15 protein-coding genes and 1 riboswitch are annotated in these 13,818 nt (G+C 68.9%); of the genes, 4 read left to right on the forward strand and 11 right to left on the reverse strand.

The window, feature by feature from the left end; all coding sequences use genetic code 11:
* Positions 1 to 137 precede the first annotated feature (137 nt).
* Positions 138 to 434 (forward strand): Carotenogenesis protein CarS, encoded by a 297-nt coding sequence (locus D7X32_RS27550; RefSeq protein ID WP_120605553.1) that lies wholly within the window; start codon positions 138 to 140, stop codon positions 432 to 434.
* Here the strand turns inward: D7X32_RS27550 and D7X32_RS27555 are convergent.
* The 5 genes from D7X32_RS27555 to D7X32_RS27575 form a co-directional block, all read right to left on the reverse strand.
* Positions 398 to 1,135 (reverse strand): glutathione S-transferase, encoded by a 738-nt coding sequence (locus tag D7X32_RS27555; protein ID WP_120605554.1) that lies wholly within the window; start codon positions 1,133 to 1,135, stop codon positions 398 to 400. The two genes, D7X32_RS27550 and D7X32_RS27555, sit on opposite strands and share 37 nt — an antisense overlap.
* A 171-nt stretch (positions 1,136 to 1,306) precedes the next feature.
* On the reverse strand, positions 1,307 to 1,636 hold the full coding sequence (gene sugE / locus D7X32_RS27560; RefSeq protein WP_120605555.1) for a quaternary ammonium compound efflux SMR transporter SugE: 330 nt from the start codon (positions 1,634 to 1,636) through the stop codon (positions 1,307 to 1,309).
* Positions 1,637 to 1,653: 17 nt separating this feature from the next.
* A riboswitch (guanidine-III (ykkC-III) riboswitch) is annotated at positions 1,654 to 1,723 on the reverse strand.
* Positions 1,724 to 1,784: 61 nt separating this feature from the next.
* Complete coding sequence (locus tag D7X32_RS27565; RefSeq protein WP_120605556.1) at positions 1,785 to 2,255, reverse strand: NUDIX hydrolase; 471 nt, start codon at positions 2,253 to 2,255, stop codon at positions 1,785 to 1,787.
* Between the two features lie 95 nt (positions 2,256 to 2,350).
* On the reverse strand, positions 2,351 to 2,821 hold the full coding sequence (locus D7X32_RS27570; RefSeq protein WP_120605557.1) for an NUDIX hydrolase: 471 nt from the start codon (positions 2,819 to 2,821) through the stop codon (positions 2,351 to 2,353).
* On the reverse strand, positions 2,818 to 4,209 hold the full coding sequence (locus D7X32_RS27575) for a DUF2380 domain-containing protein (protein ID WP_120605558.1): 1,392 nt from the start codon (positions 4,207 to 4,209) through the stop codon (positions 2,818 to 2,820). Before D7X32_RS27575 ends, D7X32_RS27570 begins: the two co-directional genes overlap by 4 nt.
* A gap of 69 nt (positions 4,210 to 4,278) precedes the next feature.
* On the opposite strand from D7X32_RS27575, the gene D7X32_RS27580 reads away from it, so the two are divergent.
* Complete coding sequence (locus D7X32_RS27580; protein ID WP_120605559.1) at positions 4,279 to 5,046, forward strand: polysaccharide lyase family 20 protein; 768 nt, start codon at positions 4,279 to 4,281, stop codon at positions 5,044 to 5,046.
* Between the two features lie 45 nt (positions 5,047 to 5,091).
* Here the strand turns inward: D7X32_RS27580 and D7X32_RS27585 are convergent, their stop codons facing one another.
* The 3 genes from D7X32_RS27585 to D7X32_RS27595 all read right to left on the reverse strand — a co-directional run bounded on the left by D7X32_RS27585 (position 5,092) and on the right by D7X32_RS27595 (position 9,192).
* Positions 5,092 to 6,840 (reverse strand): CotH kinase family protein, encoded by a 1,749-nt coding sequence (locus tag D7X32_RS27585; RefSeq protein WP_244239211.1) that lies wholly within the window; start codon positions 6,838 to 6,840, stop codon positions 5,092 to 5,094.
* A 120-nt stretch (positions 6,841 to 6,960) separates the two neighbouring features.
* The gene (locus tag D7X32_RS27590; RefSeq protein WP_120605561.1) at positions 6,961 to 7,992 is read right to left on the reverse strand and encodes a hypothetical protein; all 1,032 of its coding nucleotides are present in this window, start codon (positions 7,990 to 7,992) and stop codon (positions 6,961 to 6,963) included.
* 48 nt (positions 7,993 to 8,040) lie between these two features.
* On the reverse strand, positions 8,041 to 9,192 hold the full coding sequence (locus tag D7X32_RS27595; RefSeq protein ID WP_120605562.1) for an AI-2E family transporter: 1,152 nt from the start codon (positions 9,190 to 9,192) through the stop codon (positions 8,041 to 8,043).
* A 93-nt stretch (positions 9,193 to 9,285) separates the two neighbouring features.
* Between D7X32_RS27595 and D7X32_RS27600 the strand changes: the two genes are divergently transcribed.
* Positions 9,286 to 9,789: a hypothetical protein gene (locus D7X32_RS27600; RefSeq protein WP_147450291.1), complete on the forward strand. Its 504-nt coding sequence runs from the start codon at positions 9,286 to 9,288 to the stop codon at positions 9,787 to 9,789.
* Positions 9,790 to 9,824: 35 nt separating this feature from the next.
* Here the strand turns inward: D7X32_RS27600 and D7X32_RS27605 are convergent, their stop codons facing one another.
* The 3 genes from D7X32_RS27605 to D7X32_RS27615 form a co-directional block, all read right to left on the reverse strand.
* Positions 9,825 to 9,947 (reverse strand): aminopeptidase, encoded by a 123-nt coding sequence (locus D7X32_RS27605; protein ID WP_120560766.1) that lies wholly within the window; start codon positions 9,945 to 9,947, stop codon positions 9,825 to 9,827.
* 55 nt (positions 9,948 to 10,002) lie between these two features.
* Positions 10,003 to 11,385 carry a DmpA family aminopeptidase gene (locus D7X32_RS27610; RefSeq protein ID WP_120605564.1) on the reverse strand — a complete coding sequence of 461 codons (1,383 nt, stop codon included), beginning with the start codon at positions 11,383 to 11,385 and terminating at the stop codon, positions 10,003 to 10,005.
* Positions 11,386 to 11,449: 64 nt separating this feature from the next.
* On the reverse strand, positions 11,450 to 12,115 hold the full coding sequence (locus D7X32_RS27615) for a TetR/AcrR family transcriptional regulator (protein WP_120605565.1): 666 nt from the start codon (positions 12,113 to 12,115) through the stop codon (positions 11,450 to 11,452).
* A 177-nt stretch (positions 12,116 to 12,292) separates the two neighbouring features.
* On the opposite strand from D7X32_RS27615, the gene D7X32_RS27620 reads away from it, so the two are divergent.
* Complete coding sequence (locus D7X32_RS27620) at positions 12,293 to 13,723, forward strand: carotenoid oxygenase family protein (protein ID WP_120605566.1); 1,431 nt, start codon at positions 12,293 to 12,295, stop codon at positions 13,721 to 13,723.
* The last annotated feature ends 95 nt before the right edge of the window (positions 13,724 to 13,818 follow it).

Raw genomic sequence — 13,818 nt, forward strand, 5'->3', positions numbered from 1 at the left:
GTGGGGGCGTTCGTGGGCGAGCTGGCGTGTGAGCAGGGCCCCGGACACGTGGCCACCTATCACCTGGGGGCATGGGCGCTGTTGACGCTCACGACCTGGGCGTTGTCGAAACGACTCAAACCCCGGACCTACGCACCATGAAGCACGATCCCTCGCTCATCTTGACGGAAGACGTGGACGGCGCGCCGGTGCGCATTGGCGCGACGGTGATGGTGGTCCGCACCGAACCGGACGACGCCGTGTCGGAGCGGTTCCTGGGCCGCGTGGGCATCGTCGTGGCGCTGGTGTTCGACGACCCGCCCACGCAGTACCCGGCGGACCCGCTCATCCAGGTGCGCGTGGCCGGCGTGGGCGAGGACCTGTTCTTCGCCCGGGAGATCGTCGACGTGCCCGAGGGTCACTTCGTCGCGTTCGGGTCGTCCAGCTCCGGGTAGTGGCGGAAGATGCCCTTCTGGTTGAAGGGCTGCGCGCGTGGGGACTGCTTGTACGCCGCGATGCGAGGACGCTCGCGGATGCGCTGATGCAAGGCCATCACGGCGGGCACCTCCGGGGCGATGCGGCGCATGGCGTTGGGAAAGGCATACAGCAGGCCGTCCACCAGTTGGAACAACCCCAGCTCTGGATAGGTGAAGTCGCGGCCCAGCAGGTACTTCCCGCCGCCCTGGGGGTTCGCCTTCAGCACGCGCTCGAAGTAGCCCAGGAACTTCGGGATGCGCTGGGTGCGGAAGTCCTCGGCGCGATGCTTCGCGGCGTCCTTCTGCTCGTCGTAGTACTTCATCGCGGCGATGGGATGGTGCGAGTCATGCGCCTCCGACACCCCGTCCGCGACGGTGAGCTGGAATTGACGGGCGTGCAGCCGCGACGCCTCGTCCGAGGGCACGAGGCCGAAGCGTTCGCCCAGGTAGGCGCAGATGTTGGGCGCCTGGGAGATGACGAGGTCACCCACCTTGAGCACGGGCGGCGCGTACGCGGGCACGGGGCCCTTGCCGAGCATGGCCATGACGGCCTTGGTGCCCTCCGGTTGCAGGCCCACGTCCACCCAATCCGCGCCTGCCTCTTCCAGCACCAACCGCACGAACTCGCCCCGGCCGGGGATGCCGGGCCAGTAGTACAGCTCGAACTTCGCGTCGCTCATCGCCGTGACCTCGCGTGATGGGGAACCGGGGGCGCATCCTGTGCCTGCGGGATGCGCATCCCGGAAACCCATCCGCGGGGAGGGTTCACTCCCCCACGGTCCGGCGCGGACTTCTGTTTGCTCGCTGTCCCTCGCGGGAGGGATGAACGTCCCCGCGGGGGACCAGTTCGTTCAGTGTGTCCCGCTGGTGAACTTCAGCCCCACGATGGCGACGATCATCAGGCCCAGGAAGAACAGGCGCGCGGGCGTGGCGGGTTCGTGGAAGAGCACCATGCCCGCGACCGCCGCACCGAACGCGCCAATGCAAACCCAGACCGCGTAGGCCGTGCCGATGGGCAACTGCTTCACCGCGATGCCCAGCAACCCCATGCTCGCGACGATGGCTGCCGCGGTGAGCACGCTGGGGATCGGCCGGGTGAAGCCCTGCGTGTACTTGAGGCCCAGGGTCCAGGCCACTTCCAGCAGCCCGGCGAAGATGAGGATGATCCACGACGACGTCATGACGCACGACTCCCGTTCAGGCGTCGTCTTGTCGTGACCGGGTACGGCGCACCTCGTCCGGGCTCGGAAGCCCCACCCCGGGGCTTCCGCACGCTCACGGAGGATAACCGCGCCAAGGGCCGTGCGGTATTCCTTTGCGGGCCGGCGCTCAGGCCTCCTCGTCCGGCAGCAACGTGAGGAGGAGCTCGTCGTCGGGACCGAGGGGGCGCCAGCCCGGCGGGGGTGGATTGGCGCGAAGGGCGGCCCTTGCCCGATCGATCCGTTCCTGATGGGTTTCAGGTGCGTCCGTGGACCAGTAGGCAATCGCCTTCGCGACATGGAACCGGGAACGATCGTCCATCACGGCTGGCCACCCATTCGGGAGGCTGAAGGCCAGGTGGCGCACGAAGACATCCCGCACGAACCGCGTGACCTGCTTGCGTCGCTCCGCCTCAGCGAGCAATCCGCGGAGGACCTGCACCCCCGCGACATCCTCCTTCCCAAGCTCCTCCGCCAATTGCACGAACGGCACCGCGGGCCGCGACTCGGCGAACGCGGTGAGTGACTTGAAGCCGCGCTCCTGAAGCCGCTCTTGGATGCGGACCTTCCAGTTGCCCTGCCAGGAACGTCCGTCGGTCATCGCCCGCTCCCTTGAACGAAGTACATGGGGATGTCGTAGTGCTTCATGAGCTCCACCACGATGGCCGGGACCTGCCCCCTTTTTGGGGATGCCGCTCAGGCTTCCTCGTCTGGCAGCAATGACAGGAGGAGCTCGTCGTCGGGACCGAGGGGACGCCAGCCCGGCGGGGGTGGATTGGCGCGAAGGGCGGCCCTTGCCCGATCGATCCGCGCCTGGTGGGTGTCAGGCGTGTCGGTGGACCAATACGCCAGCGCCGTGGCAACCAGGAACCGGTTCCTCCTGTCCATCTCGGCGGGCCACCCATCTGGGAGGCTTTCGGCAAGATGGCGCACCAGCACATCGCGCACGAATCGCGTGACCTGTTTGCGCTGCTCTGCCTCGGCGAGCAGTCCGCGCAGAACCTGGACGCCCGCGACATCGTCCTTCCCAAGCTCCTCCGCCAGTTCCACGAACGGCACGGCGGGTCGCGACTCGGCGAACGCCGTGAGTGACTTGAAACCGCGCTCATGGAGCCGCTCATGGATGCGGACCTTCCAGTTGCCGTTCCAGGAACGTCCGTCGGTCATCGCCTGCTCCCTCGAACGAAGTTCATGGGAATGTCGTAGAACTTCATGCGCTTCGCCACGATGGCCAGGACCTCATTTCGGGTCAACTTCGAGCCAGCTTCGAGTTCGGCTTCACGAAGCGCCTTCATGACCAGCTGATTCCATTCACCGGGCCAGGTGCGCCCGAGCCGCCAGTCTCCACCACCATGAATGGCCTCATGGTTCGCGCGATCCAGGCGGACGCAGAACTGGTCGATATCCATCGCGCCTTTGAAGCCGCGCTTCTCGAACCACTCCCGGTGCTCACGCGGCATCACGTGGTGCCTCGGTGCATCCGCCATTCCGGCCCCTGCCCTGCCAGTCTCGTGCATGCCACGGACCTCAGGGCCCTCGCCGAGCGCTTCGCGGACGCCCTTCGGCAGGTCCTGACTCCCCTGCGCCATCAGCACCTGGCCCGCGTGGACGCGGACCGCCGCGCTGACGACCGGCGCGGTGATGACGCCCGCCTGGACGAGCGCACGCATCCGCTCCACCCACTCCGCGGAGACGACGATGCGGGAGCCCATCATCACGCCACCCGAGCCCATCACGAGCCCCACGCCGACCGTCGCGGGTCCCGAGGGCGGCAGCCGTGGCAGTGACGCCTTCAGCGACGAGACCAGCGTGATCATCTCCAGGAAGCGGGCCGCCGCCACGACCTTCCCGCCCAGCTCCGCCGAAGCACGAACGCCTTCGCGGATGGACTGGAACTCGCGCGTGAGGGCGCCCATCAGCCCTGGCATCGCGACGGATGCGGCCTCCACCTGCTCCGGCTCCAGCGACTGGAGCCGGGCCAGGCTTGGATCGATCCGCCCCTGCACGCGGGCCAGGTCCACGAACACCTGCTCCACGCTGTAGAAGGGGCACTGCTCGAGCACGGCGTCCGCGAGTTGGAGGAAGTCGAGCCACGCGGCCAGCAACATCGCGCTGGCCAGCGCGCCTTCGATTCGCTGGCCTGACATCCGGAGGAGCGCTTGCGCCAGCTCCGCGTCCGTCACCGCATCCGAAGCTTCCGCGAGCAGCGTGGCATCCCTGAGCAGCCCACGAAGCCGCTCCACCTGTCCCGAGCCATGGTCGAGGTAGCGGGTAAAGACACCACCGTGTCCGCCGATGCCCTCATCCCGGTCCTCAAGTCGAGCGAGCCCTCGGGCGATGCCGTCCACCGAGTCCGTCACCTCGTCGATGGCATCCCGAACCGCGCCCTGCTCAACGTGAGGCGCCGTGTCCCTTCCTTCCGACCGTCCCTGCCACCTGAAGCCCGCGCCCACCCGCGAGCCCTGATGCAGCTCCCTTCTTGGTCGCTGCACGGGTGGCACGGAGGCACACCCCAGGGACAGCAGCACCACACCCAACAGCCAGCGCCTGATCATGCAGTTGCGGATTATCCCAGAATTTCCTAATAGACTGGCGTAATCAGCAACTCGGGAAAGGAGCTTCCAGTGCAAGCCAAGCATTTCGCCGTGGCCGCTGGCGTGTCGCTGTTCGCGTTCGGGCTGGTCGCGGAGGCAGCGGAGATCTTCCGCAACACCGGAACGACAACCGGCTGGAACTCCATCAACCGGGAGCACAACGGGTCCGTGAACGAGGTGACGAACCTCACCTACGAGGGCCCCACCGCCATCAAGGTCACGCAGATCTACGACCCGAACTACACCGGCCGCTACCACTCGGAGGTCGTGAAGAACAACGTGTACCGCCGGGGCGACACGGGCTTCTACGGCTTCGCGTTCCGCCTGCAGCAGGACTGGCAGTTCCAACCCCAGTCCTACAACATCGCGCAGTTCATCGCGGACTTCTCCAACACCGGCTGCGACGACTACATGCCGTCCACCATGGTGTGGCTTTCCGGCAATCAGCTCTACACACGCGTCAAGCAAGGCACCGTCTGCGCCCAGAAGACCGTCACCTTCCCCAGCCTGGCCACGGTCAGCGCGGGGGAATGGCACAAGGTCATCATGCAGGTGAAGTGGGCCAGCGACAGCACCGGCTACATCAAGCTCTGGTTCGACGGCGTGAAGGTCCTGGAGCAGTACAACCTGGCCACCACCGTCGCTGACGACCGCTATTTCCAGTTCCGCGTGGGCCTCTACGCCAACGGCTGGTACGACAACGGCTACATGCAGGGCAGCCAGCCCAACCGCAGCATCTGGTTCGACGAAATCGCCGCCGGCACGACGTTCGCCGACGCCGACCCTGCGCAGTGGTAGTCCCGGTGGGCGCGGCGAGGTCCTCCCCCCGCCGCGCCACCAACCTCACGGCAGCTGCGACTGGAATGCCGACCAGCGCGTGTGCACCCACTGCCGGATGTACTCCACCTCCTCCGCGTGGGTCTTGAAGTCCTGGCGCAGATGCCAGTCCGGGAAGTTGCCATCCCCTTCCGCGCCCGGCTTGGCGAAGTTGCGGTACTCCTCCGCCCACCGCGCCTCGTCCCGCTGTGCATTGGGCCCCAGCTCCTGCACGTAGCCGTCGATGAGCGCCTGCACCGTGGCCTCGCTCAGCTCGTTCTTCAGGGCCTGGCGGTAGCGTTCACGCATGGGGCCCGCGATGACCGGCTCCGCCAGCATCCGCTGGAAGAGCAGGTTGTCGGACGCGTAGGTGGGCCGCGCCGTGGCGCTGGTGCGCGTGGTGTCGAAGTTCTGTCCGAAGCTCGCGTCCAGGTCCCACGGGATGAAGCGCCACGGGCCGCCCGCCTTGGGGTCATACGCGTGATAGGCGTTCTTCCCCTGCGAGTCATTGCCCTGGATCAGCGTATTGAAGATCCACCAGTCCTCGTAGTCCCGCGCCTTCAGCTTCGTGCCGAATTCCTGGCGGAAGCCGTCCGCGCTGGAGTCCGCCACCCACGCGACGAAGGCGTCCAGCGTGTCGAAGGCGTGCGGCTGGTTCTGCTCCGGCGTGCCCTCGTCCTTTTCGAAGCCGACGTGCAGGTGCTCCTTCGTCTGCCCGTTGCGCTTGAGCCGGGAGAAGTTGGCGTCCGCGTCCACCGCCTTGAAGAGGTCCGAGTCGTCGTCGATGCCGTTCCACTCCATCAGCCGCTTGTCCACGTGGTCCGCCGCCGTGTAGAGCCCGCGGAACCTGTTGTTCGCGTACACCACCACGCTGAAGGTGCGGATGCGCACGGCGCTCGGGGACAGCCGGTTCCACACGTCGAACGCCAGCCGCGAGCGCAGGTATGAGTTGTCATTGAACGTGGTGATCAACACCACGCGCTTGCGGTCCTTGAAGCCGTCGCCAAAGACGGGTTCGGAGAACAGGTCGTCCTCCGCGAACTTGAACGTCAGGCTGCGCTTGGGGAACACGCTGGAGGTGGCCCCCCGGTACTTCGCCTCGATGGTGTAGCGGTGGCCCCGGTACACCACCGCCGCGGGCCGGTAGCCGCCCGCCGTCAGGCCCACGTCCGGGTCGTAGAACAGGTGCACCACGGGCAGCCCGTACTCCTCCGTGTAGGCCACGGGGTCGACGATGTCCGCCTTGCCCGGCGCGTTGTCGTTGTTGGCCACGCCCACCTTGAGCGTGCCCGTCTCGCCCGTGGTCCGCTCCTCCAGCGTGAGCATCCACACCGCGCCCTGGTTGAGCGCGGGCGTCCAGCGCAGCGTGGCGGTGGCCTCATCGAACGTGGCGCCCGCGGGCAGGTTCCTCACCCCGAAGCGCAGGCCGGCCGCCGTGTGCCCCGTCGCGCACGTCACCTGCGCGGTGAAGGCCTCGCCCTCCAGCACCCAGCGCGTGTCACCCGCCGTGGGCGCGCACGTCAGCGGCGCGGTGCCCGCATCCGGCGTTCCAGTGCCCCCGTCGGACGGCGAGCCCGTGCCCGCGTCGGACGAGGGCTGCGCGCCCCCATCCACCGTGCCCGCGTCGGGCCGAGTCTCCGTGCCCGCGTCGTCGGTGGCCGTGCCGGAAGGCGTGCCGGGCGTGGGCGCCTGGGAGTCATCCCCGCCGCCACACGCCACCAGGGCGAGGCACGTCAGGCCCGCCAGTCCCCGCTTCCACCATTGCCTTGCTCGCACCGAGACGCGTCCCCCTTGGGTCACGGCCTGCATCAGGCCGTGGGGGCAAGGGGTAGGCATCCCGCCTGGGTCCAGGCACCTGGGCTTCCGGGCGATGTCGCGCGCCGGACAGCCCCAGTGTCAGTACGTCGCGATCAGCCCGACGTGCAGGCTGGAGTACGTCTCCTCGGTCGCTCCGCCGTCGTCCCAGCCGGTGAGCGTCCCGGCTCCGGAGAAGCGGTCCCGGAAGTGCGCCAGCCGCCAGGCCACGTCGTAGCCGAACGGCCCCCAGATGTCCCCGGTCACCCCCAGCTCCGCGCCCCAGCCGAAGCTGGACACGGACGTGCCGAAGTCGCTGACCTCCTGCGCGCGCCGTCCCCCGTCCGCGTCCGGCGAACGCCCCGGCTTGGGCGACAGCAGGAGCCCGCCCGACGCGTCCAGCCGCACCGAGCTGAACAGCGGCACGGACAGGTCCAACGCCACCGCCGGGAACACGCGGTGCGTGCCGGACAGCGGGGTGTCCGTGGACGCCTCCACGTCGAACGCGCGCGTCTGCAGACCGGCTCGCGCGCCCACGTAGCCCTGCTGCGGCCGCGTCGTGCCGAAGCGGAAGTAGAAGCGGTACAGCGCCTGCGCGGTGAAGGCCGTGTCCGTCGCGGACACCTCGCGCACCGGCGTCTGGCCGCCGTCCCCGGTGAGCGTCACGTCGGAGCTGGAGAAGGCCCGCTGTGCCCCCAGCTTGAAGCCCAGCCCGCGCAGCACCGACGACTGCCCGCGCGCCAGGGGCAGCACCTCCGCCTCCAGCGCCAGCCCCAGGTACGGATGCGACGAGGAGAAGTCGGACGTGTCCCCCAGCTGATCCTCTTCCGGAAGCCGGTCGTACGCGCCACAGCTGTCCACGCCGGGCCGCGCGCAGTAGCGCCGCCACGTCGCGGTGAGGGACAGGTTGAGCCGCACCCAGGTGGGCGCGCCCACCTCCGGCTCCTCTTTCGATTTCCCCGCCGTCGCGCTGCCCAGCCGCAGCGACAGCCACGCGGGGGACTCCCGGGTGCCGTGGAAGGCCGGCGGCGTCAGGGCGTCAGAGGCCGCCGCGGCCGGAGCCGCCAGGGCTCCAGCGAGGGCCAGGGTCCGCAGCAGTCCCGAGGGGACCCTCGCGCTTCGGGTGGTCGTCATGCTCCGGGCAGGTTCACCCAGCGCCGGGGCGAAGTCCAGGCTCGGAACTCAGGCGTTCATCACGTGACCCACGCTCGCCGCGGAGGGCACTGGCGAGGGCTGCGTGACGTGCGAAGGCGAGGAATCCTCGGACACCATGGGGGCCGGCTGCGATTCCTGCGTACGCCCGAGGAAGTCGCGCCGGTAGATGCGCACCATGGCCATGAAGATGGACGCGATGAGCGGCCCCACCAGGAGGCCCATCATCCCGAACACCGCCAGCCCGCCGAACATGGACAGGAAGACGAGCAGCGGGTGCAGCGCCATGCGCGAGCCGCACAGGCGCGGGCGGATGACGTTGTCGATGCTGCCCACCAGGAACGTGCCCCACGCGAGGAGGAACACGCCCTCGCTCACCCGGTTCGCGGCGATGAGGATGACGCCGATGGGCCCCCACACGAGCGCGGTGCCGCCCACCGGAACCAGCGCCACCAGCACCATGGCCGCGCCCCACACCCCGGCGTGCGGCACACCCGCGATGAGCAGCCCCACGAAGCCCACCGCGCCCTGCACCAGCGCGGTGACGGTGTTGCCGTAGATGATGGCGTACGCGACGTCCGTGAACTCGTGGGAGAAGGCGTCGAAGTAGCGGCGCTCCAGCGGGATCAGCCGGGCCACCTCGTTCACCAGCCGACGGCCGTCCAGGAAGAAGTAGTACATGGCGACCGTCATCAGGAACATGTTGACGATGAGCTCCGTGCCGGCGCCGACGAGGTCCGCGAGCAGCCCCGCGCCACCCGACACCGCCGTCATCAGCAGGCGCTCCGTCTCCGAGCTCTCCGGATCGAAGTGCACGTAGCGGGCGACGCCCCGGGGCAGGCTGTTGAGGAAGTGGTGGCGCAGGTCCACCTGATCCAACAGGTCCTGCGCCTGGCCCACGAACTGGAGCACCTCGCGGGCCACCATCCAACCCACCAGCGCCAGCGGGGCCAGGATGAGCAGGAACACCGCGAGGGTGGACAGTCCCGCCGTCAGGGACTTGCGGCCCCGGAGCCGCCGGTCCAAGGAGTCCTGGATGGGCATGAACAGGACGACCAGGAAGCCGCCCAGCAGCACCGGCATCAGGAACGGCAGCAAGATGCGTGAAAAAAGAATCAACGCGACGGCGAAGAGCCCCGCGAAGATGAAATTGGAATACCGCTTCGAGTCGCCCGCCGTCACCGCCCCACCCCGTCCCCCAGACCTGCTGCACGCAACGTAGGAACGGACATTCCCAGCAGGAAGCCCGTCCCTCCTTCACCCAAGAGGCCATCCATGACTTCTGGACGTTTCGCTCCCCTGGCGGCTGTCGCAGTGGTGTCCAGCACCTTCCTGCTGCTCACACCCGCCTGCGACGAGGGAGGGACGACGGACTGCGGCGACACGTGCCCCCCCGTGGAGGGCCGCTACCCCCTGGCGTTCCGGGATGACGCGGGACTGCCCGCCGAGTGCGTGAACCTGAACGTGCAGGCCCTGGCGGACGGCGAGCCGCTGACCCTCCAACGCGACGGCGGAACCCTCACGGGCACGCTGACGGGGGTGCCGCTGACGGGCCAGGTGTACGCGTCGGGCGCCCTGAGCCTGTCCGGCGCGCCGCCGTCCAGCCGCGACGGAGGGGTGAACACCTTCCTCAGCCTCACCGGGACCGTCGCCCGGGACACCGGGGACGGCGGCGTGGTCAGCCTGGCCGGGACCTTCACCGGCAGCTACTCGCGCACCCAGGGGACCAGCTCCCTCAGATGCTCCGTGACGCGCCCCTTCACGGCGACCCGGCAGTAAAGCCAGGGCCGCCGGGAGCGGCGCCAGGGCGGGAACTACTTCTTCTTGCCTTCGGCGGCGGCGGTCTTGGCGGCTTCCTTCTGCTTCTTGATCCGCTTCTTCCAGTGCTGACGGATCTTCATCTGCACGCGGCGGTGCTTGCTCTTGCTGTTGGCCATGTGGGTGGCTCCTGGTCTCCGGAATGGAGCAAAGGGGGGCTTACCTATCAGAAGCCTACGGGCTCCCGGAAGAGGAACCCTCGGGGTCTTCTGAGGTGGGAGGCCCGCCAGCCTCCGGCGCGGGCCCTGGCGCCCCGTCCGCGGGGGGTTCGTTGGGGGCGGGCCGGGTCGGGAAGGGAATGCCCTCCGCGCTGCGCACCTGGGTGGGCAGGGCCGAGCCCAGGGTCACATCCCCCTCCCGGTCCTCGTCGCTGGGGCGCTCCCGGGAGGCCGGCACGCTCGTCTGGTGGGGGCGCTTCTTCACCGAGGCGAAGATGGGGCGGCAGGCGTCCACGAAGCGGCGGACCTCGTCCAGGGGCAGCGCTGGCGAATAGTTGTCATTCACCCCCGTCATGGGCTCCGCCATGCACATGGCGTTGAGGATGGCCTCCTCCGTGGCCTCCATCACGGCCTCGTAGAGGGGGTCCAGACGCTGATCCAGGAGGATCTTCATCTTGTAGACCATCTTCTGGGTGCGCCTGGGGATGATGTTCGCGGTGGAGAAGCCCACCACGATTTCACCGGAGCCGTGCGCCGCGTAGCTGCCCACCCGGCCGATGCCCAGGCCCACGCGCTTGCAGAGGCGGTTGATCTGATGGCTCAGGAGCGGCGCGTCCGTGGCGACCACCGCGATGATGGAGCCGTAGGACTTGCCGCGGTGGGGGGTGTTCTTGAACTTCTCCACCAGCACCTCGCCCACCGGCAGGCCGCCCACGCGCAGGTTGTGCATCTTCCCGAAGTTGGACATGACGAGCACGCCCAGCGTGTAGCCGCCCAGCACCTCCGGCAGCTTGCGCGACGACGTGCCGATGCCGCCCTTGAAGTCGCACGTCACCATGCCGGTGCCGCCGCCGACGTTGCCCTCCTGCACCGGGCCGGACTTCGCGGCGTTGATGGCGGCGAAGACGTGCTCCTGGCGCACGTGGCGCCCGGAGATGTCGTTGAGCCACGAGTCGTCGCACTCGCCCACCACGGGGATGATGACGTCGTGCTCGTCACCGATGCCCGGGTAGCGTTGGACGAGGTAGTTGGCCACGCCGTCGGACACGGCGCCCACGGCCATGGTGTTGGTGAGGAGGATGGGCGTTTCGATGAGGCCCCACTCCATGAGCTGCGTCATGCCGGAGACCTCGCCCGCGCCGTTGAGCACGAAGCCGCCTCCGCTCATGCGTTCCATGAAGATGTTGCCCAGGTTGGGCAGGATGGCCGTGACGCCCGTGCGCACCGGACCGTAGCCGGGGCGTAGGGGGCCCGAGCCTTGGATGATGGTGGTGTGGCCCACCAGCACGCCTTCCACGTCGGTGATGGCGTTGTACTTCCCAGTCTTGAAGCGCCCCAGCGGAAGCCCCAGCTCCCGCGCCCGGACCCTCGGCCCATTCTCTTCCGGTATCCGCACCATGGCGCCGACCGTACCCGACAATCACCGACGGTCAACCCGCTTCCCTACCGACTGTCGCGCGTGTTCAGCCGTGTGCGGGCCGCTTCAGTCCTTCGACGAGCAGCCGCGTCTGCACGCGGGCGAGCGCCTCCGCGTCCGCCGCGCCCTGGAGGGCTTCACCGAGCTGCCCGTCCACGATCAGCGAAGCGAGCCCGTGCACGAGCGACCACGCGGTGAGCGTGAGGGGTTGGGACTCGCCCGCGCGCAGGAGCCCCGCCGCCTGTCCGGCCTTGATGGTGTTCACCAGTAACGAGAAGGCCCCCTCCTCTCCCTCCGGCTCCGGCGGCGCCGAGATGGGCCGGGTGAAGTGCGGGCCGAACATCACCCGGAAGTGCGGCGGGTGGCGCACCGCGAACATCACGTAGGCCACGCCCGCCGCGTACAGCCGCTCCAGGGGGCCCGTCTCCGGGGCCATGCGCTCGCGCATCTCGCGCGCCATGGCGCGGAAGCCCTCGTGCGCCACCGCCTCCAGCAGTGCCTCCTTGTCCGCGAAGTGCCGGTACGGCGCCGCGTGGGTGACGCCCGCCCGCCGGGCCACCTCCCGCAGCGTCAGCGCGCCGAAGCCCTCCTCGGCGATGAGCGCCACCGCCGCGTCCACCAGCGCCTGGCGCAAGTCCCCGTGGTGGTAGCGGCCCTTGTCCTTGTCCGCCGGTGCTTCCGCCGCCTGCTTCCGCCTGCCCCGGGTCGCCACCGTCCGTGCCTCCTCATGCGCGCCAACTGTCGCCTGCGCGACTTGACCATCCACGGGCCAAAGTTACCAGCGTCAACATCTATGTTGACACTGACAACATGCGATGTTTACAGTGTCTACAAGATGAGCGGCGCGGGGTTCTCCCGCGCCCTACGTTGCACTGGAAAGGGAGCCGTCATGACGACCGCGTTCAAGCAGACGATGTCCTCCTCCGCGCCCGGCTGGCAGCGGGCGTTCCGCACGCTTCCCCGGCAGCACGGCTTCGAACCGCTGCGGGTGGAGGGCCAGGTGCCGGAAGGGCTGCGGGGTTCGCTGTACCGGGTGGGGCCGTGGACGTTCGACGTGCACGGCCGGCCGTACCAGCACTGGTTCGACGGGGACGGCGGGATGCTGGGCGTGCGCTTCGGCGCGGACGGGGTGAAGGGCGCGTCACGCCTGTTGGACACGCCCACCATGGTCGCGGAGCGCGAGGCGCCCTCCCAGCGCTACGGCGCCTACGGCACGCCCACGCCGCTGCTGCACAAGCTGCGCAACGTGCGCAAGAACTCCGCGAACACGTCCGTGATGGCGTGGAACGGCAAGCTGTACGCCCTCTTCGAGGGCAGCGTGCCGGTGGAGGTGTCCCCGGAGGACCTGTCCACGCTGGGCGAGACGGACTTCGACGGCACGGTGGTGGAGACGTTCTCCGCGCACCCGCACCGCGTGCCGTCGCGCAAGGCGTCCTACAACTTCGGCATCCGCTATGGCCGGGAGACGGTGGCGGACATCTTCGCGCTGCCGGACGGCGGCAAGGCCCAGCGGCTGGGCACGGTGAAGCTGCCGGGCGCGACCATGGTGCACGACTTCATCGCCACGGACCGCTACCTCGTCTTCTTCCTGTCACCGCTGCGCTTGAACCTCTTCCGCGCGCTGCTGCGGGTGGGTTCGTACTCGGAGAACCTGCGGTGGCGGCCGGAGGCGGGGACGGACGTGCTGGTGGTGCCCATCGACGACGTGGCGCACCCGGTGCGCATCCCCACGGACGCCTTCTACACGTGGCACTTCGCCAACGCATACGAAGAGGGCGACACGCTGGTGGTGGACTACGTGCGCTACCCCGACTTCACGACGAACCAGTGGCTGGGTGAGCTGGTGCACGGCACCACCTCCTCCGACGCGCAGGGCATGCTGCACCGGGCGGTGGTGGACGTGAAGGCAGGCACCTTCCGCTCCGAGCAGCGGCTGGACGTGAGCTGCGAGTTCCCCCGCGTGGCCCCCGGCGTCGTGGGCCGCGCGCACCAGACGCTCTACATGGGCGTGCACCGGAGCAACGAGGCGCGGCGTGGACTCTTCAACGGCGTGGCGCGCGTGGACATGGCCACGGGCCGCATGACGACGGCGGACCTGGGCGAGGGCACCTACCCCTCCGAGCCCATCTTCGTCCCCCGCCCCGGCGCCACGGCCGAGGACGACGGCTGGGTGCTCACCCAGGTCTACGACGAGAAGGCGGACGCGTCCCACGTCGCCGTGCTGGACGCGCGCCGGCTGGAGGACGGCCCCGTGGCGCGTTGCCACTTCGACCACGCCCTGCCGCCCACGTTCCACGGCGGGTTCGCGACTGAACGCTAAGCGCACGAAGGCAATGCCTACCTCCCGCGGTGGATCACGCCTGACCGCGTCATCCCGTTTGTCAGAGGGAATGACGCGAAGAACGTGATCCGCCG

Source organism: Corallococcus carmarthensis (genome assembly GCF_003611695.1).
GTDB lineage: Bacteria > Myxococcota > Myxococcia > Myxococcales > Myxococcaceae > Corallococcus > Corallococcus carmarthensis.